Here is a 16,265-nt window from a genome sequence, read left to right as displayed (position 1 = left end):
GCCATCGGTCGTTCGCCGGGCGCTCGACGGCGCCCGTCCCGCACCGCCGGCTGCCACCGGTGCGCCCCTGTCGATCCTGCCGCCCCTGCCGCCGCCGGTCGAGGTCGGACCTGCGCCGGGGATACGTCGCTGAAGGCCTTTCGCTGGCGCGCGGCCTCCCCTATCTTCAGCGGGCCGGGGCAACCCGGCTATGGTGATAAACGGCCATCGCAATAAGCCTTTCGGACCCGGGGGCAGTACCCGGCGCCTCCACCACGAGCGCCCCTCAGGGGCGTTTCTGATGGGGGCGAAATAGGATCGACGAGGGTGTAAAGGGTGGGCTTTTGCTCGGCATGGTTCCGCCGTTATCGGGCCGTCTCAATAGTTGCCAACGACAACTATGCTCCGGTGGCCGTTGCCGCGTAATGCGGTGATGGTACCGAAATCAAGTCCTTGCGGGTAGCACTGTAAGGCGGGGTTCGGAGGCACCTGGCAACAGAAGCCTCCACTTCTCTCCGGTCCGCGGCGCGGTGGTCCGGGAGGGTCCTCCTCAGCGCGACAGAAGGCCCCGGGTCCGTTCCGCGATCGACCAGCTCATGCCAACAGACCTCATCCGCTACGATCTTCTGGCCCAGGACGCCCTTCGCGGCGTCGTCCGCCGCGTCCTCGTCGATGCAGCGCGCGACGGCCTGCCGGGCGACCATCATTTCTACATCACCTTCGATACCCGCGCTCCCGGTGTCCGCCTGTCGAACCGCATGCGCGAGAAATACCCGCTGGAGATGACGGTCGTCCTCCAGCACCAGTATTGGGACCTGATCATCACCGAGCACAGCTTCGAGGTCGGCCTGTCGTTCGGCGGCATTCCCGAGCGGCTCCTCGTGCCCTTCGACGCGGTGAAGGGCTTCTTCGATCCCTCCGTCCAGTTCGGCCTCCAGTTCGAGGTGGCCGGTGCCGAGACGGAGAAGGGCGACCTCGGCGTGCGGGAGATCGGCCCCCGGCCCTCGGCCGAGCCCGACCCCTCGGGCGTCTCCGCCCTTCCCCCGTCGGCGCCGCGCGCCGAGGCGGGCGATGCGCCGAAGGCCGAGCCCCCGGCTGCCGACGGCGGCGGCGCAGAGGTCGTCAGCCTGGACAAGTTCCGCAAGAAATAGGTCGCTGTCGCGGCATGTCGTCCGACAACGCAGTCCTCCCGTACCAGGGGTGGCGCGTGCGCCGCGCATGGCCGCCCTCCGTGGATGCAGGCCTGCGCCCCTGCGTCATAAGGCTGCCTTTTTTTTTGCCACACCCGGAACTGAAACTCTGCTTGCGAATTTGGACAGGTGCCATGGGTGACATCGTCAATTTGAAGCGCGCACGCAAACGCAAGGCGCGTGAAGCCGAGTCCCTCGGGGCTGACGCCAATCGTCTGCGTTTCGGTCGTCCAGCAAGCGAGCGAAAGCTCGACGAGGCACGCGAGGCCCTCGAGGCCAAGCGGCTGGACGGCCACAAGCGCCCGGAGTGAACCTGAATGAAGAGCCACGTAGTCAAACGTTCGATCGTGGTCGAGGGCCACAAGACCAGTGTCAGCCTGGAAGACGAATTCTGGAATGCCCTGAAGGAGATCGCCTCCGAACGCCGGGAGACGCTGTCCGATCTGGTCGGGCAGATCGACGGCGGACGCACGCAGGGCAACCTGTCGTCTTCGATCCGGCTTTTCGTGCTCGATCATTACCGTACGAGAAGTGCCGCCGCCGGCTGATCGTCGCCCGCGACTGCCCTCGCTCGTACGCATCCTCCCCTATCCGTGAATCGTCCCCGGCTTGTGTTCGGGGAGTTGACATGATGTCATCCGCGCGCAAGAGCACGGGGCGACACAACGTCTCGAGACAAGGCTCCGCAGCGGGGGGACGATGCACGACGATAACGCGAAAGCGGACGACAACACACGCGGTCTGGTCAAGAGCCCCCAGGACATGTTCGCCGGGCTCTTCATCATCGCCTTCGGGCTCGCCTGCCTGTGGGCGTCCTCGAACCTGACCGGTGGACGCGGCGCCAATCTCGGCCCGGGGTCGTTTCCGCGCGGCCTGTCCTTCCTCCTGATGGCGGTCGGCGCCGTGATCGTCGTCCAGGCGCTCACCGTGGTCGGTCCGCGCCTCGAGGCCTGGGCGATCCGGGGGCCGGTCTTCGTTCTCGGAGCCGTCCTGCTGTTCGCCATGACCATCCGTGGCACCACGCTCAACATTCCCGGCCTCGGCCGCACCGATCTCCTGCCGCCCCTCGGCCTCCTCGTCGCGGGGCCTCTGACCCTCATCGTGGCGAGCCTCGCCGCCAACGAGCGGAACTGGACGCAGACCCTGATCTTTTCGGCGTGCATGACGGCCTTCTGCATCCTGCTGTTCAAGGTCGCGCTGAGGCTGCCCATCCCGGTCGCCCCCTGGGCCGGTTGGTGAGGCGCTGATCATGGACATGTTTTCCAATCTGGCGCTCGGCTTCGGCGTCGCGCTCACCATCAAGAACCTCGGTCTCTGCTTCCTCGGCTGCATGATCGGCACGCTGATCGGCGTGCTGCCGGGCGTCGGCCCGATCGCCACGATCGCGATGCTGCTGCCGATCACCTTCGGCCTCGATCCCGTCGGCGCCCTCATCATGCTCGCCGGCATCTACTACGGCGCGCAGTACGGCGGCTCGACCACGGCCATCCTGGTCAACATCCCGGGCGAGGCGACCTCGGTCGTCACCGTGCTCGACGGCCACCAGATGGCCCGCAACGGCCGCGCCGGCGCCGCCCTCGGCATCTCCGCCATCGGCTCGTTCTTCGCCGGCTCGGTCGCGACCCTCGTGATCGCCGCCCTCGCCACCCCGCTGACGCGCGTGGCGCTGCTCTTCGGCCCGGCCGAGTATTTCTCGCTCATGGTCATGGGCCTGATCTTCGCGGTCGTGCTGGCGCGCGGCTCGGTGGTCAAGGCCATCGCCATGGTGCTCTGCGGCCTCATGCTCTCCACCGTCGGCCAGGACCTCGAGACCGGTGCCGACCGCATGACCTTCGCCTGGCCGGAGCTGTCTGACGGCATCGACTTCGCAACCATCGCCATGGGCATGTTCGGCTTCGCCGAGATTCTCCGGAACCTTGAGAATCCCGAGACCCGCGACGTGCTGAAGAGCCGCATTGGCTCGCTGCTGCCCAACTGGTCCGAGCTGAAGCAGTCGATCGCCCCCGTTCTGCGCGGCACCAGCATCGGCGCGGCGCTGGGCATCCTGCCCGGCAACGGCGCCGTTCTCGGCCCCTTCGCCAGCTACACGATGGAGAAGAAGCTCGCCAAGGATCCGTCCCGCTTCGGCAAGGGCGCGATCGAGGGCGTCGCAGGTCCGGAGAGCGCCAACAACGCCGGTGCCCAGACCTCCTTCATCCCGCTGCTCACCCTCGGCATTCCGCCGAACGCGGTGATGGCGCTGATGGTCGGCGCGATGACCATCCACGGCATCGTTCCCGGCCCCCAGGTCATGGAGAAGCGGCCCGACCTCTTCTGGGGCATGATCGCCTCCATGTGGATCGGCAACCTCATGCTGCTGATCATCAACCTGCCGATGATCGGCATCTGGGTGAAGCTCCTGAAGGTGCCTTACCGCATGCTGTTCCCGTCGATCCTGATGTTCTGCTGCATTGGCATCTACTCGGTGAACAATAACCCCTTCGACGTGATGATCACGGCCTTCTTCGGCCTCGTCGGCTACGCCTTCATCAAGATGGGCTTCGAGGTTGCGCCTCTGCTGCTCGGCTTCGTGCTCGGCAAGCTGATGGAGGAGTATCTGCGCCGGTCCATCCTCATGTCGCGCGGCGACTGGTCGGTCTTCGTCGACGTCGTCAACCGCCCCATCTCGGCCGGCCTGATCGCCATCGCCGTGCTGATGCTGCTCATCTCCTTCCTGCCGGCCATCACCAAGAAGCGCGACACCGTCTTCGTCGAGTGATTTCCGGCTCCATGGGAACCCAGCTGCCGGCGGCGCCTTCACGGGCGCCGCCGGTCGCGTTTGAGGCCCGCGTAACGGCGGGGCAGGGCGGTCCGTAGGTGCAGGTGGAGGCAGATGCCTCTCCCCGCACGAAAGGGTCGATCCATGCCGCCCTCCGCCAGCCTCACCCGCCGCGCCCTCGGACCACTCCTCGCGGGCGCCTCCGTCCTGCTCTCGGCCATGGCCGCCGTCGCCGGACCGGAGGTCTACACCGGTACGCTCTCGAGCCTCGCGGCCGACGGCTACGACGTCGTCGCCTATCACCGCGAGGGCCGCGCCACGCCGGGCGATCCCCGCTTCACCCACCGCTGGAAGAACGCCACCTGGCGCTTCGCCAGCGCCGATGCCCGCGACGCCTTCGCCGCCGATCCCGCGCGCTACGCGCCGGCCTATGGCGGCCACTGCTCCTGGGCAGCCGCCCAGGGCTATCGCGCCTCCGGCGATCCCCGCCATTGGCGCATCGTCGCCGGCCGGCTGCACTTCAACTACGACGCGCGGGTCCACCGCACGTGGCTCACCGACCCCGCCGGCTTCATCGCCGCCGCCGACATGAAGTGGCCTTCGGTTCTCGCCCAGTGAGAGGGCCCGCGGCCTCATCGGGGTTTTGACGGAGGCCGCAGCTCGGGACGCCCCGACGGGCCGATGCTAGTCTTCGACCGTTCCCGGTCCGAGAAGCCGGGCCTTGGCCGGAGAGCGTGGGAGAAATCGGCATGAGCGACTGGTTGGCTGACGTAAAGAAATATGCGCCGAAGGCTGACGAAGCCGCGGTCGCGGGCATCGTCAAATATCTCGGAATCGCCCTCAGGAACCGCGATTCCTCGCTCGTGTCCTTCGGCGACCCCGAGGAAGTCTCGCGGGTGAAGAAGAACTTCTGCATGAAGAAGCTGGCGCTGACCGACGAGGCGGCCATCGATGCAGCGCTCGCCAAGGTCGCGGCCGCACTCAAGGGCGACAAGACCAAGAACCGCGTCACCGTCTATTACCTGCTCGCCGAGCACTTCAAGAAGCTCGACCTCTTCGTCAAGAAGTGAGCGCCTGCGGGGCGGCCCGCGGCCGGTCTCGCCGATTCATGTGGGCGGCGCGCCGGTCGTGGCGCGGGCTGCTGCCAGCGGCCCGTCTTCCGCGCTATAGTCTCGCCTCTCGGATTCGCCCCGCCCGGAGGCCGCCATGCGCCAGTACCACGACCTGATGGAGCACGTGCTCAGGCACGGCGCCCGCAAGGACGACCGCACCGGCACGGGCACGCTCTCGGTCTTCGGCCACCAGATGCGCTTCGACCTGTCGGAGGGCTTTCCGATGGTCACCACCAAGAAGCTGCACCTGAAGTCGATCGTCCACGAGCTCCTCTGGTTCCTGAAGGGCGACACCAACATCGCCTATCTCAAGGCGAACGGCGTCAGCATCTGGGACGAGTGGGCCGATGCCGAGGGCAATCTCGGGCCGGTCTACGGCAAGCAGTGGCGCTCCTGGGCCGCTCCCGACGGGCGGACCATCGACCAGATCGCCAACCTCGTGGCGATGCTGCGGAAGAACCCCGATTCGCGCCGCCTCATCGTCTCGGCGTGGAACCCGGCGGACGTCGAGGCCATGGCGCTGCCGCCCTGCCACTGCCTGTTCCAGTTCTACGTGGCGGACGGCAAGCTCTCCTGCCAGCTCTACCAGCGCTCGGCGGACATCTTTTTGGGCGTGCCGTTCAACATCGCCTCCTATGCCCTGCTCACCCTCATGCTGGCGCAGGTGGCAGGGCTGAAGCCCGGCGACTTCGTCCACACGCTGGGCGATGCGCACCTCTACACGAACCATATCGAGCAGGCCGAGCTGCAGCTGACCCGTCCGCTGCGCCCGCTGCCGACCATGACACTGAACCCCGCGGTGACCGACCTCTTCGCCTTCACCTACGAGGACTTCACGCTGGCGGGCTATGATCCGCATCCGGCCATCAAGGCGCCGGTGGCGGTGTGACCCCCATCGTCCTCATCGCCGCCGTCGCCGCGAATGGAGCCATCGGCCGCGACAATCGCCTGCTCTGGCGCCTGAAATCCGACATGGCGCAGTTCCGCGCGGCCACCGCGGGCAAGCCGCTGGTCATGGGCCGCAAGACCTTCGAGAGCTTTGGCGGAAAGCCCCTGCCGAAGCGCCTCAACATCGTCGCCTCCCGCCAGCGCGGCCTGTCGCTGCCCGGCGCCGTCGTCACCGGCTCGCTGGACGAGGCCCTTGCCGTCGCCCGGGCCGAGACCCTGCGCTCGGGCGCCGACGAGATCGCCGTGCTGGGCGGCGCCGACATCTATGCCCAGGCCATGCCGCGCGCCGACCGGCTCCTCATCACCCACGTCGACGCCGCGCCGGAGGCCGACGCCTTCTTTCCCGCCATCGATCCCATGCTCTGGACCGCGCAGGTGATCGCCGAACACCCGGCAGGGCCCGGCGACGACCACGCTTTCCGCGTCGTCGCCTATCGGCGCACCAGCGGCGGAACGCCGCATGGCGCGGGCCGGGGCGCGGACACCTCCCCCCGAGAGGGCGCGTGCGGGGCCTGACGCGCCGCGTCATATTCACCAACTGTCCCTCTGGCACCAACTCGGCGGGCCCTCCGCGTTGAAAGCGGCGAGGCGGTCTTCTATATCCGGGCGTAACGTCAAGCGCCTGAGGGCGTGAGCAGGGCTTCCGTCCTGCCATCAAGCGAGGACAGTTCATGCCGTGGAACAATCAAGGCGGCGGCGGCCCCTGGGGCGGCGGCGGCACGGGCGGTGGCGGCGGCGGCGGACCGCGCGGTCCCTGGGGGCAGGGTCCCCAGGGTGGCGGCGGTGGCGGTGGCGGCGGCAATCAGCCCCCTGACCTCGAGGAACTGATCCGTCGCAGCCAGGAGCGCCTGAAGAACGTCCTCCCGGGCGGCGGCGGCAACATCGGCGCCAAGGGCATCGCCCTGATCGCCATCCTCGGCGTGATCATCTACGGCCTCACCGGCTTCTACACGGTGAGCCAGAACGAGGTCGGCGTGAACACCGTGTTCGGCCGCCACATCGGCAACGCCGCGCCGGGCCTCAACTGGAACCCGCCGGCCCCCTTCGGCGCCGTGTTCAAGGTGCCCGTCACCGACGTGCGCCGCACCGAGATCGGCTACCGCTCCGGCGGCGGCCCGCGCGGCGCCAACCGCGAGGTGCCGGAAGAGAGCCTGATGCTCACCGGCGACGAGAACATCGTCGACATCGACCTCGAGGTTCAGTGGGACGTGAACGCGGCGCAGGTCGCCAGCTTCGTGTTCCAGCTCCAGAACCCCGAGGGCACCGTCAAGGCGGTCGCCGAGAGCGCCCTGCGCGAGTCGATCGGCCGGCGCAACATCCAGAACATCCTGACCGTCGACCAGGCCGCCGTCGCGGCCGAGATCCGCCAGATCATGCAGCGGATCATGGACGACTATCAGTCGGGCGTGAACATCCGCGTCGTGCAGCTGCTGTCGGCCCTGCCGCCGGCCCAGGTGCGCAACGCCTTCCTCGACGTGAACGCCGCCCAGCAGGACCAGACCCGCGTCCAGAATGAGGCGCGCACCTATGCCAACCAGGTGGTTCCCGAGGCGCGCGGTCGCGCCTCGCAGATCCTCCAGGAGGCCGAGGCCTACCGCGACCGCGTCGTCGCAGAGGCCAGCGGTCAGGCGAGCCGCTTCACCCAGGTCTTCGAGCAGTACCGCCAGGCTCCGGACGTGACGCGCGAGCGCATGTTCCTCGAAACCATGGAACGGATCTTCGGCGGCACCGAGAAGGTCATCATCGACCAGGCCGGCGGCAATGCCGTCCAGCCCTTCCTGCCGCTCGACCAGATCATGCGTCGTCCCGGCCAGCAGCCCCCGGCGGGCGCTGCCACCACCGGCGCTCCGAGGACCCAGCGATGAACTCCTCCATCAAACTCGTCTTCGGCGTCGTCGCCGCGCTGGCGCTCTTCGCGCTCGCCAATTCGTTCTTCGTCGTGCAGATGACGCAGCACGCGATCGTGCTGCGTTTCGGACAGGTCGTCCGCATGCCGATCAGCGAGCCGGGCCTCTATTTCAAGGTCCCGTTCATCGAGAACGTGGTGACGGTCGACAAGCGCATCCTTGACCTCGACCTGCCGGTCCAGACGGTGCTCTCCACCGACCGCCAGAATCTCGACGTGGATGCATTCGCCCGCTACCGCATCACCCAGCCGCTGCGCTTCTTCCAGACGGTGCGGACCATCCCCAACGCCAACACCCGCCTGGCGAGCTTCGTCAATTCCTCGATGCGAAACATCATCGCCGGCGCCACCATGGCGCAGCTGATCCGCACGGATCGCGACCGGCTGATGAACCGCATCCAGGAAGAGGTGAACCGCGAGGCCACGACGCTGGGCGTCGCCATCGTCGACCTCCGCCTGACCCGGGTCGACCTGCCCCAGGTCAACCAGGAGGCGGTGTTCAACCGCATGCAGACCGAGCGTCGCCAGGAGGCCGCGGACCTGCGCGCCACCGGTCAGCAGGCCGCGGTGACCATCCGCGCCCGCGCGGACCGCGAGGTCGTCGGCATCCTCGCCGAGGCCGACCGTCGGTCGGAGGAACTGCGCGGTGCGGGCGATGCGGAGCGGAACAAGATCTTCGCCGAGGCCTTCAACCGTGATCCGGACTTCTTCTCCTTCTACCGGACCATGCAGGCCTACGAGCAGAGCCTGAAGAACGCCGACACCCGCATGGTGCTGTCGCCAAACTCCGACTTCTTCCGCTACTTCGGCGATCCAACCGGCCGTCGCAACGGCGTCAGGGGCGCTCCGTCACCCTCAGTGCCGGCACCGCCGACCGGCAATTGACCGATCCCGATCCCGGACAGGGCCGCCGCGATGACCTCGCAGCGGCCCTGTCACAATAAAACAGCGCCATGCAAGACTTTTTCGTCGCTTTAGGTCTCGTGCTCGTGATCGAGGGGCTGATCCTCGCAGCCTTTCCCTCGCGTATAAGGGATGCGCTCGAGACCATGCGCGTGACGCCCGACCAGCAGCTGCGCGTCGTCGGTCTCGTGGCGGCCGTTCTCGGTACGCTCGTCGTCTGGTGGATGCGGGGCTGACGGCGGCGCGGGCACCCGTCCCGCCAAAAGACCCGATTGACAAGGGCGCGCCAAGGCTCGATGGGAAGTCCAGCCTTGCTCGGCCCGCACGACAAGTAGACATCACATGGCTCAGTTCACGCTTCCGAAGAACTCGAAGATCACAGAGGGAAAGACCTGGCCGAAGCCGCCGGGGTCCAACCGCCTGAGCGAGTTCCGCATCTACCGCTGGAATCCGGAAGACGGCGCCAATCCGCGCATCGACACGTTCTACGTCGACCGCGACGATTGCGGCCCGATGGTCCTCGACGGCCTCATCTGGATCAAGAACAAGGTCGACCCGACCCTGACGTTCCGCCGCTCCTGCCGCGAAGGCATCTGCGGCTCCTGCGCCATGAACATCGACGGCACCAACACCCTCGCCTGCACCAAGGGCATGGACGAGGTGAATGCCGGCCAGGTGAAGATCTATCCGCTGCCGCATATGCCGGTGGTGAAGGACCTGGTCCCCGATCTCACCCGCTTCTACGCCCAGCACGCCTCCATCGAGCCCTGGCTGAAGACGACCACCGCCCGTCCCGAGAAGGAGTGGCGGCAGTCGAAGGAGGACCGCGAGAAGCTCGACGGCCTCTACGAGTGCATCCTCTGCGCCTGCTGCTCGACCTCCTGCCCCAGCTACTGGTGGAACGGGGACCGCTATCTCGGCCCCGCCATCCTGCTGCAGGCCTACCGCTGGCTGATCGACTCGCGCGACGAGGCCACCGGCGAGCGCCTCGACAATCTCGAGGACCCGTTCCGGCTCTATCGCTGCCACACGATCATGAACTGCTCGAAGGCCTGCCCGAAGGGCCTCAACCCCGCCAAGGCCATTGCCGAGATCAAGAAGATGATGGTGGCGCGCCAGGTCTGAGGCGCGCCCGCCCGCCGGGCACAAAAAATCGGCTGCAACAGCCTCAACGATCGGTTAACCAGAACGCGAACATCGTCAGCGTGTCGCAGCCCTGCCACTAATTCGCCGCTCCATGGCGTCACCGTGGCAAGGTTCGCGCGCCGCGCGACCTCATTCTGGGTGAACCGCTTCATGGGTATGCGCCCCGCCGCACTCGTCCTCTGCTCCGTCGTCCTCGCCGGCTGCACCTCCTCGTCCCGCTTCGGCGACACTGGCGGCGGCTCCGGAGGCTGGGGCCGCTCGCCGGCCGTGGCGCGCGCCGAGGTCCAGCCGCAGATCCGTCCGGCTCCCTCCGACGACATCATTCCCGGCGGTCAGCCCGGCGGCGCTCCCGCGATCGAGAGTCAGGAGATGGCGCCGCCCTCCGTCTCCGGCCGGTCGGACACCGGTCCGCCCGCCGTCGATACGGCGCTCGCCCCGAGCAGGCCTTCGGAACAGCCGCAGATCATGCAGCCCGAGCCCCCGCGGCCCGGCACCGCCTCGCCCTCGCCGCCGCCCGTCGTCTCCGCCCTGCCGCGGCAGGAGCGCGCCGCCAGCGGAGCCACCAGCATCGCTGGCACCTGGACGGTGACGGATGCCGGCGACCGCTGCCGGATCACGCTGACCTCGACGCCGCTCTTCGAATTCTACCGCGCCAGCCCGCAGAACTGCCGCGCGCCCTCGCTCGCCCGCATCAACGCCTGGGAGCAGCGCGGCTCGGAGATCGTCCTGCTGCAGCCCGGCGGCCGCGTTGCCGCGCGCCTGTCGCCCCAGGGCGGCGGCGCCTATGGCGGTGCCACCGCCACCGGCGCTCCGGTCTCCATGGCCCGCTAGGGGCCGTTAGCGGGCCCCTGCGGCCCGCCCCTGGCGGCCGGCGCGCCGCAGCAGGCCCATCTGCTTGTCGACCACGCTCTCCGCCGCGGCGGAGGTGTCCCTCCAGACTTCGCGCCAGAGCGACAGGGCCGTCGCCGGCCGCGCCGCGACCCGCGCGTGGCTGTCGCCCGAGGCATAGGTGATGCGCCCCTCGAAGCGGGCGGCCAGCCGCTGCATGCCGCGGTTGGTGGGCAGGCAGGACATCACGAGGCCGGTGAGGCCGCGGTTGCGCGCGGTGAGGAGAAGCCGGCCGAACAGTGCGGAGCCGACTCCGGTGAGCCGCCAGTCCTCTTCGACGCTCACCGCCACCTCGCCGGTCTGCCCCGGCATCAGGCGCAGCTCGGCAGCGCCGCGCAGGACGCCGTCGACGAGGAAACCGTGGACGATGGCATCCGGACCGAGGGCCTTCGCCGCATAGGCGACCACCGTCTCGTCGGAGACGCCGGCGGCGAAGCGGGCGTGACGGGCTTCCGCGTCGAGTCGCAGGAAATGCGTTGTCAGCAGCTCCGTCTCCCAGGGGAGGAGCTTGCGGATGACGCCGCTCGCGGTGAGGTCTTCCATGGGGCGGTCTCCGGGGCGCGCAGTGCGCCCGTCTGAACTGTCCCCTCTTGTCCGGCGTCGTCTCCCGTCCGCGCTGTAACCGACCGCCGCGGCCCGAGCAATGCCGATATTGCACTGCAACATGACGATCACGTCATACCTGCCGGCGCGGCAGTCCGTCGCGCCCACGCAAAAAGCCCCGGCCGTTGCGGGGCCGGGGCTCTTGCAGGACCGCCCGGAAGGGCGAAAGGCTTACTTCTTCAGGGCGCCGATGCCGCCGAACTTCTGGTTGAAGCGCGACAGGCGACCGCCGCGGTCCATCAGCTGCTGCGAACCGCCCGTCCAGGCCGGATGGACCTTCGGGTCAATGTCGAGCTGGAGGACATCACCCTCCTTGCCGTAGGTCGAGCGCGTCGTGTACTCGGTGCCATCGGTCATCACGATCTTGATGGTGTGATAGTCGGGATGGATGTCGGCTTTCATGGGTCGTCCTCGAAGGGCGCCGCTCTCGACGGGCAGGCGCAATGGGTCGTGTCCTGTGATGAGAAGCCGCGCTATTAAAGGAACTCGGCCGTCTTTTCAAGCGAAGACCTGGGTTCGATCAACAGCAACGGGAAGACGAGTCCGTCATTCATGTCCACGGTCGACACACTGAGCGGGGGCCCCGCCGCCGCAGCGCCACCGCGCCGCCCGAAGTTCCGCCCGCTGCTGCAGTTCATGCCCTTCATGCTGCGCCATCCCGGCATGCTCGCCGGCGCCGGCGTCGCGCTGCTCGTCGCCTCGCTCGCCACCCTCGCCGTGCCGCTCGCCATCCGCCGCATGATCGATTTCGGCTTCACCGCCGACGGCATGATCACCCAGTATTTCGGCATGCTCGTCGTCATCGCCGCCGTCCTGGCAGTGGCCTCCGCGGCGCGCTTCTACCTGGTGACGACCATCGGCGAGCGCGTCGTCGCCGACATCCGCACCAGCGTCTTCAACCACCTGGCGACGCTGTCGCCCTCCTTCTTCGACACCGCCCGCACCGGCGAGCTGGTCTCGCGCCTCACCGCCGACACGACGCAGCTGAAGTCGGCCCTCGGGGTCTCCGTCTCCATGGCCCTGCGCAACATCATCATGTTCGCCGGCGCCGTCGCCATGATGGTGATCACCTCGCCGCAGCTCTCCCTCTACGTGGTGGGCGCCATCCCCTTCCTCGTCCTGCCGCTGGTCGCCTTCGGCCGCAACGTCCGCCGCCGCTCCCGCGCCGCCCAGGACCGGCTCGCCGCCGCTTCCGCCTATGCGAGCGAGAACATCCAGGCCGTGCGCACCATGCAGTCCTTCACGGCCGAGGCGACGGTCACCCGGCGCTTCTCGGAAGCAGCGGAGGACGCCTACGAGGGCGCCCGCGGCGCCAACCGCGCCCGCGCCGTCCTCACCGCCGTCATCATCTTCCTCGTCTTCGCCAGCGTCGTGGCCGTGCTCTGGGCCGGCGCGCAGCAGGTGCTGGCCGGCACCATCAGCGGCGGCCGCCTGTCGCAGTTCGTCCTCTATGCCGTCTTCGCCGCAAGCTCGCTGTCGCAGCTCTCCGAGGTGTGGAGCGAGGTCAGCCAGGCGGCGGGCTCCGCCGAGCGGCTCGGCGAGATCCTCGCGGTGACCCCGGACATCAAGGCGCCGGAGAAGCCGCTGGCGCTGCCCGAGCCCGCCCGCGGCGAGGTTGCCTTCGTCGCGGTTCGCTTCGCCTATCCCACCCGGCCGGAGACGCGCATCATCGACGACGTCACCTTCGAGGTGAAGGCCGGTGAGCGCGTGGCGCTCGTCGGTCCCTCCGGCTCCGGCAAGTCGACGCTCTTCGCCCTCGTCCAGCGCTTCTACGACCCGCAGGGCGGCGTCGTCCGCTTCGACGGCGTGCCGGTCGCGGAGACGGACCCCGTGGCCCTGCGCTCGCGCATCGCGCTCGTGCCGCAGGACGTCGCCATCTTCGCTGCGTCGGTGGCCGAGAACATCCGCTATGGCCGGCCCGGCGCCACCGATGAGGAGGTGGCCGCCGCCGCCCGCATGGCCCATGCCGAGGAGTTCATCGCCCGCATGCCGGAGGGCTATGCCAGCCTCATCGGCGAGCGCGGCGTGACGCTCTCCGGCGGCCAGCGCCAGCGCATCGCCATCGCCCGCGCCATCCTGCGCGACGCGCCCCTGCTGCTGCTGGACGAGGCGACCTCGGCGCTGGACGCGGAGAGTGAGACGCTGGTCCAGGAAGCGTTGTCGCGGCTGATGACGGGTCGCACCACCCTCGTCATCGCCCATCGCCTCGCCACCGTGCTCGACTGCGACCGCATCCTCGTCATGGATGAGGGGCGGATCGTCGAACAGGGCACCCACGCTTCCCTCGTGGCGGCCGGCGGGCTCTACGCGCGCCTCGCCGAGCTTCAGTTCAAGACGGCGGACGGGGCGGCGAGGCTGGCGCCCACGCCATGAGGTCGATGGGGCGGCCCTGCTCGTTGACGCGGCCGCCGGTCCGCACGAAGCCCTGCCGCCGGTAGAAGGCGATGGCGCGGGCATTGTCCGCATTGACATCGAGGGTGAGACCCGCCGGGCGATGCCGCTTGGCGGCCGCCATCAGCGCGTCGGCGACCCCCCGGCCCTGGTGGGCGATGCCGACCAGCATCTGGTCGACCCAGCCCGTGTCAGGATGCACCGTCACGAAGCCGGCAGGGGTCTCGCTATCGAGCGCGACCAGGATAGCCGTGCCGTCCGTCTCCATCACCGCGATACGGTCGAGGAGCCAGCCCCGCCGCGTCTCGAAGTCGTAGATCGGATAGGCCCGCCCCCAGGCCGCTACCCAGAGGTCGGCCAGCGCCGGCTTGAGGGCGGGCTGGCAGGGCACGATGCGGACCGTCACCGGTCCGTCAGGCGCAGCTCGATGCGCCGGTTGCGGGCGAGCGCCTCGGGGCCCTCGCCCTGGTCGATGGGCTGGAACTCGCCGAAGCCGGCGGCCACCAGTCGCTGCGGCGCGATGCCCTTCGAGATGAGGTACTGCACCACGGCGATGGAGCGCGAGGCCGACAGCTCCCAGTTGGAGCGGAATCGCCCGCCCTGCATCGGCCGCGCGTCGGTATGGCCGTCGACCCGCAGCACCCAGGGAATGTCGCTCGGGATGTCCTTCTCGAGCTGGATCATGGCCGCCGCAAGCTTGTCGAGTTCGGCGCGGCCGCCGGGCTCCAGTTCAGCCTGGCTCGATCCGAAGAAGACCTCCGAGCCGAAGACGAAGCGGTCGCCGACGACGCGGATGTCCGAGCGCTCGGCGAGGATCTCGCGCAGGCGGCCGAAGAACTCGGACCGGTAGCGCGACAGCTCCTGCACGCGCTGCGCAAGCGCGAGGTTCAGCCGGCGCCCGAGATCGGTGATGCGTGTCTGCGCGTCGCGGTCGCGGGCCTCGCTGGCGCCCAGCGCCTCCTCCAGCGAGGCGAGCTGCCGGCGCAGCGCCGTGATCTGCTGGTTGAGGAGTTCGATCTGCGAAAGGGCCGCCTGCGCCGTCTGGCGCTGCTGGGCGAGCTGCTGCTCCAGCGAGGTCGCCCGGCCCACCTGGGCACCCGCCTGGCCCTGCGCGTCCTCCAGCAGGCCCTGCAGGCGTCGCCGCTCGGCATCAGAAGTGCCGAGCGTCGCCGTGATGGCGGCAAGGCCCTCCTGCAGCGTCTGGCGCTGGCCGCGTTCGAGCTGCAGCAGCTCGCCGAGTTCGGCGATCTGCCGCTGCAGACGCACCATGGCGTCGTCCTTGCCGGCGATGTCGCGCGACAGGAAATACTGCGCCAGCATGAAGACGGAAAGCATGAAGATGATCGCCAGCAGGAAGGTCGACAGCGCGTCGACGAAGCCCGGCCAGTAGTCGATCCCGCGCTCGCCGCGGCGCGACCGCGACAGCGCCATCAGACCGGTCCCCGCTCGCGCAGAACCTGTTCGAGCAGGCGCCGGAGCTCCTTCTGGTCGGCGGACTGCGCCTGCATCCAGTCACGCACCACCTGCTGCTCGGAGCGCATGTGCGTGACGAGGCCCTGGATGCCCTCGGCGAGGTTGGCCATGGCGGCGCTGGCGCGCTGGCTGGACGAACCCTCGCCCAGCGCCTCGCGCAGCTTGTCGAAGGCGCGCTGCAGGTCGGCGACGCTCACCTGCGGGGCGCCGCCCTCGGCCGAGGGGCTGATCACCGCCATGTCCTGCACGGTGGAGGAGAGCCAGTCCTCCACCTCGGTGTAGAAGCGGTTCTGCGCCTGGCTGGCCTGGAGGTCGAGGAAGCCGAGAACGAGCGAGCCGGCGAGGCCGAAGAGCGAGGACGAGAAGGCGATGCCCATGCCGCCCAGCGGCTCGGCGAGGCCGCGCTTCATGTCCTCGAAGATGGTGCCGAGTTCGCCCTGGTTGGACAGGCTGTTGATGACCCGGCCGACCGAGGTCACCGTCTCGATCAGGCCCCAGAACGTGCCGAGCAGGCCGAGGAAGACGAGGAGGCCCGTCAGGTACCGGGCGAGTTCGCGCCCCTCGTCGAGGCGGGTGGCGAGCGAATCCAGCAGCGAGCGCATGGTGACCGTCGAGATCGCCATCTGGCCGCTGCGGGCGCCGAGCATGGTCGCCATGGGTGCCAGCAGCACCGGCGGCTTCTCGACCGCGATGCCGGGATCGGCGAGGCGGAAGGTGTTGACCCAGCGCGCCTCGCGAAAGAGGCGGATCACCTGCCGGAACGACAGGACCACGCCGATGAGGCCGACGGCGACGATGACGCCGTTGAGGCCGGGATTGGCCATGAAGGCGGTCTGCACTTCACGCTGCAGCACGAACACGATGAGGCCGACCAGCGCCAGGAACACCAGCATGCGGAACAGGAAGATCCGCGGGGACGAGACCTTGAAGGGATCGAGTTCGCGGGCCATCGGCACTCATCGAATTGT

Annotated in this window: 20 protein-coding genes and 1 other RNA gene; 16 read left to right on the top strand and 5 right to left on the bottom strand. The window is 68.8% G+C overall.

Going from position 1 to position 16,265, the window contains the following annotated elements:
• The first annotated feature begins 134 nt into the window (after nucleotides 1–134).
• The 15 genes from ssrA (at nucleotide 135) to ACT6XY_RS09470 (ending at nucleotide 10,773) form a co-directional block, all read left to right on the top strand.
• Nucleotides 135–489, top strand: a transfer-messenger RNA (tmRNA) gene (gene ssrA / locus ACT6XY_RS09540).
• Nucleotides 490–575: 86 nt separating this feature from the next.
• A complete protein-coding gene (locus ACT6XY_RS09535; protein ID WP_444748100.1) occupies nucleotides 576–1,130 on the top strand; it encodes an SspB family protein in 555 nt (184 codons plus the stop codon).
• A gap of 173 nt (nucleotides 1,131–1,303) precedes the next feature.
• Nucleotides 1,304–1,480, top strand: coding sequence for a DUF4169 family protein (locus ACT6XY_RS09530; protein ID WP_444748099.1), 177 nt, complete (start codon nucleotides 1,304–1,306; stop codon nucleotides 1,478–1,480).
• 6 nt (nucleotides 1,481–1,486) lie between these two features.
• Nucleotides 1,487–1,717 (top strand): ribbon-helix-helix domain-containing protein, encoded by a 231-nt coding sequence (locus ACT6XY_RS09525; protein ID WP_444748098.1) that lies wholly within the window; start codon nucleotides 1,487–1,489, stop codon nucleotides 1,715–1,717.
• 151 nt (nucleotides 1,718–1,868) lie between these two features.
• Nucleotides 1,869–2,408, top strand: a complete 540-nt coding sequence (locus tag ACT6XY_RS09520; RefSeq protein ID WP_444748097.1) for a tripartite tricarboxylate transporter TctB family protein — start codon at nucleotides 1,869–1,871, stop codon at nucleotides 2,406–2,408.
• Nucleotides 2,409–2,415: 7 nt separating this feature from the next.
• Nucleotides 2,416–3,927 carry a tripartite tricarboxylate transporter permease gene (locus ACT6XY_RS09515; RefSeq protein WP_444748101.1) on the top strand — a complete coding sequence of 504 codons (1,512 nt, stop codon included), beginning with the start codon at nucleotides 2,416–2,418 and terminating at the stop codon, nucleotides 3,925–3,927.
• Nucleotides 3,928–4,071: 144 nt separating this feature from the next.
• On the top strand, nucleotides 4,072–4,545 hold the full coding sequence (locus ACT6XY_RS09510) for a YHS domain-containing (seleno)protein (protein ID WP_444748096.1): 474 nt from the start codon (nucleotides 4,072–4,074) through the stop codon (nucleotides 4,543–4,545).
• Between the two features lie 131 nt (nucleotides 4,546–4,676).
• Complete coding sequence (locus ACT6XY_RS09505; protein WP_444748095.1) at nucleotides 4,677–4,997, top strand: DUF2853 family protein; 321 nt, start codon at nucleotides 4,677–4,679, stop codon at nucleotides 4,995–4,997.
• A 136-nt stretch (nucleotides 4,998–5,133) separates the two neighbouring features.
• Entirely contained in the window at nucleotides 5,134–5,928 is a 795-nt protein-coding gene (locus ACT6XY_RS09500) for a thymidylate synthase (RefSeq protein WP_444748094.1), read from the top strand.
• Nucleotides 5,925–6,503: a dihydrofolate reductase gene (locus ACT6XY_RS09495; RefSeq protein ID WP_444748093.1), complete on the top strand. Its 579-nt coding sequence runs from the start codon at nucleotides 5,925–5,927 to the stop codon at nucleotides 6,501–6,503. The genes ACT6XY_RS09500 and ACT6XY_RS09495 overlap by 4 nt, the downstream gene beginning before the upstream one ends.
• Nucleotides 6,504–6,658: 155 nt before the next feature.
• Nucleotides 6,659–7,852: an FtsH protease activity modulator HflK gene (hflK, locus tag ACT6XY_RS09490; RefSeq protein WP_444748092.1), complete on the top strand. Its 1,194-nt coding sequence runs from the start codon at nucleotides 6,659–6,661 to the stop codon at nucleotides 7,850–7,852.
• Nucleotides 7,849–8,778 carry a protease modulator HflC gene (gene hflC / locus ACT6XY_RS09485; protein ID WP_444748091.1) on the top strand — a complete coding sequence of 310 codons (930 nt, stop codon included), beginning with the start codon at nucleotides 7,849–7,851 and terminating at the stop codon, nucleotides 8,776–8,778. The genes hflK and hflC overlap by 4 nt, the downstream gene beginning before the upstream one ends.
• Nucleotides 8,779–8,846: 68 nt before the next feature.
• Entirely contained in the window at nucleotides 8,847–9,032 is a 186-nt protein-coding gene (locus tag ACT6XY_RS09480) for a DUF2065 domain-containing protein (protein WP_444748090.1), read from the top strand.
• A 106-nt stretch (nucleotides 9,033–9,138) separates the two neighbouring features.
• A complete protein-coding gene (locus tag ACT6XY_RS09475) occupies nucleotides 9,139–9,921 on the top strand; it encodes a succinate dehydrogenase iron-sulfur subunit (RefSeq protein ID WP_444748089.1) in 783 nt (260 codons plus the stop codon).
• Between the two features lie 171 nt (nucleotides 9,922–10,092).
• A complete protein-coding gene (locus ACT6XY_RS09470; RefSeq protein ID WP_444748088.1) occupies nucleotides 10,093–10,773 on the top strand; it encodes an AprI/Inh family metalloprotease inhibitor in 681 nt (226 codons plus the stop codon).
• 6 nt (nucleotides 10,774–10,779) lie between these two features.
• On the opposite strand, the gene ACT6XY_RS09465 is transcribed toward ACT6XY_RS09470, so the two are convergent.
• Both ACT6XY_RS09465 and rpmE read right to left on the bottom strand, forming a co-directional pair.
• On the bottom strand, nucleotides 10,780–11,373 hold the full coding sequence (locus ACT6XY_RS09465) for a GNAT family N-acetyltransferase (protein ID WP_444748087.1): 594 nt from the start codon (nucleotides 11,371–11,373) through the stop codon (nucleotides 10,780–10,782).
• Nucleotides 11,374–11,604: 231 nt separating this feature from the next.
• A complete protein-coding gene (rpmE, locus tag ACT6XY_RS09460; RefSeq protein WP_106746996.1) occupies nucleotides 11,605–11,835 on the bottom strand; it encodes a 50S ribosomal protein L31 in 231 nt (76 codons plus the stop codon).
• 150 nt (nucleotides 11,836–11,985) lie between these two features.
• On the opposite strand from rpmE, the gene ACT6XY_RS09455 reads away from it, so the two are divergent.
• The gene (locus tag ACT6XY_RS09455) at nucleotides 11,986–13,806 is read left to right on the top strand and encodes an ABC transporter transmembrane domain-containing protein (RefSeq protein WP_444748086.1); all 1,821 of its coding nucleotides are present in this window, start codon (nucleotides 11,986–11,988) and stop codon (nucleotides 13,804–13,806) included.
• On the opposite strand, the gene ACT6XY_RS09450 is transcribed toward ACT6XY_RS09455, so the two are convergent.
• From ACT6XY_RS09450 to ACT6XY_RS09440, 3 genes are read right to left on the bottom strand one after another with little or no spacing between them, the layout of a single operon-like run.
• Nucleotides 13,763–14,230 carry a GNAT family N-acetyltransferase gene (locus tag ACT6XY_RS09450; protein WP_444748085.1) on the bottom strand — a complete coding sequence of 156 codons (468 nt, stop codon included), beginning with the start codon at nucleotides 14,228–14,230 and terminating at the stop codon, nucleotides 13,763–13,765. The two genes, ACT6XY_RS09455 and ACT6XY_RS09450, sit on opposite strands and share 44 nt — an antisense overlap.
• Nucleotides 14,227–15,255 (bottom strand): peptidoglycan -binding protein, encoded by a 1,029-nt coding sequence (locus ACT6XY_RS09445; protein ID WP_444748084.1) that lies wholly within the window; start codon nucleotides 15,253–15,255, stop codon nucleotides 14,227–14,229. Before ACT6XY_RS09445 ends, ACT6XY_RS09450 begins: the two co-directional genes overlap by 4 nt.
• On the bottom strand, nucleotides 15,255–16,247 hold the full coding sequence (locus ACT6XY_RS09440; protein ID WP_444748083.1) for a flagellar motor protein MotA: 993 nt from the start codon (nucleotides 16,245–16,247) through the stop codon (nucleotides 15,255–15,257). Before ACT6XY_RS09440 ends, ACT6XY_RS09445 begins: the two co-directional genes overlap by 1 nt.
• Nucleotides 16,248–16,265: the final 18 nt, after the last annotated feature.

Source organism: Phreatobacter sp. (genome assembly GCF_052440005.1).
Lineage (GTDB): Bacteria > Pseudomonadota > Alphaproteobacteria > Rhizobiales > Phreatobacteraceae > Phreatobacter.
The sequence above is the reverse complement of the archived record's forward strand: the minus strand, read 5'-3'. Positions and strand labels throughout refer to the sequence as shown.

Excerpts from the sequence above, each read along its gene's own strand:
- ACT6XY_RS09535 (WP_444748100.1), top strand. The coding sequence starts at position 576 with ATGCCAACAGACCTCATCCGCTACGATCTTCTGGCCCAGGACGCCCTT.
- ACT6XY_RS09530 (WP_444748099.1), top strand. The coding sequence starts at position 1,304 with ATGGGTGACATCGTCAATTTGAAGCGCGCACGCAAACGCAAGGCGCGT.
- ACT6XY_RS09525 (WP_444748098.1), top strand. The coding sequence starts at position 1,487 with ATGAAGAGCCACGTAGTCAAACGTTCGATCGTGGTCGAGGGCCACAAG.
- ACT6XY_RS09520 (WP_444748097.1), top strand. The coding sequence starts at position 1,869 with ATGCACGACGATAACGCGAAAGCGGACGACAACACACGCGGTCTGGTC.
- ACT6XY_RS09510 (WP_444748096.1), top strand. The coding sequence starts at position 4,072 with ATGCCGCCCTCCGCCAGCCTCACCCGCCGCGCCCTCGGACCACTCCTC.
- ACT6XY_RS09505 (WP_444748095.1), top strand. The coding sequence starts at position 4,677 with ATGAGCGACTGGTTGGCTGACGTAAAGAAATATGCGCCGAAGGCTGAC.
- ACT6XY_RS09500 (WP_444748094.1), top strand. The coding sequence starts at position 5,134 with ATGCGCCAGTACCACGACCTGATGGAGCACGTGCTCAGGCACGGCGCC.
- hflK (WP_444748092.1), top strand. The coding sequence starts at position 6,659 with ATGCCGTGGAACAATCAAGGCGGCGGCGGCCCCTGGGGCGGCGGCGGC.
- hflC (WP_444748091.1), top strand. The coding sequence starts at position 7,849 with ATGAACTCCTCCATCAAACTCGTCTTCGGCGTCGTCGCCGCGCTGGCG.
- ACT6XY_RS09480 (WP_444748090.1), top strand. The coding sequence starts at position 8,847 with ATGCAAGACTTTTTCGTCGCTTTAGGTCTCGTGCTCGTGATCGAGGGG.
- ACT6XY_RS09475 (WP_444748089.1), top strand. The coding sequence starts at position 9,139 with ATGGCTCAGTTCACGCTTCCGAAGAACTCGAAGATCACAGAGGGAAAG.
- ACT6XY_RS09470 (WP_444748088.1), top strand. The coding sequence starts at position 10,093 with ATGGGTATGCGCCCCGCCGCACTCGTCCTCTGCTCCGTCGTCCTCGCC.
- ACT6XY_RS09465 (WP_444748087.1), bottom strand. The coding sequence starts at position 11,373 with ATGGAAGACCTCACCGCGAGCGGCGTCATCCGCAAGCTCCTCCCCTGG.
- rpmE (WP_106746996.1), bottom strand. The coding sequence starts at position 11,835 with ATGAAAGCCGACATCCATCCCGACTATCACACCATCAAGATCGTGATG.
- ACT6XY_RS09455 (WP_444748086.1), top strand. The coding sequence starts at position 11,986 with ATGTCCACGGTCGACACACTGAGCGGGGGCCCCGCCGCCGCAGCGCCA.
- ACT6XY_RS09445 (WP_444748084.1), bottom strand. The coding sequence starts at position 15,255 with ATGGCGCTGTCGCGGTCGCGCCGCGGCGAGCGCGGGATCGACTACTGG.
- ACT6XY_RS09440 (WP_444748083.1), bottom strand. The coding sequence starts at position 16,247 with ATGGCCCGCGAACTCGATCCCTTCAAGGTCTCGTCCCCGCGGATCTTC.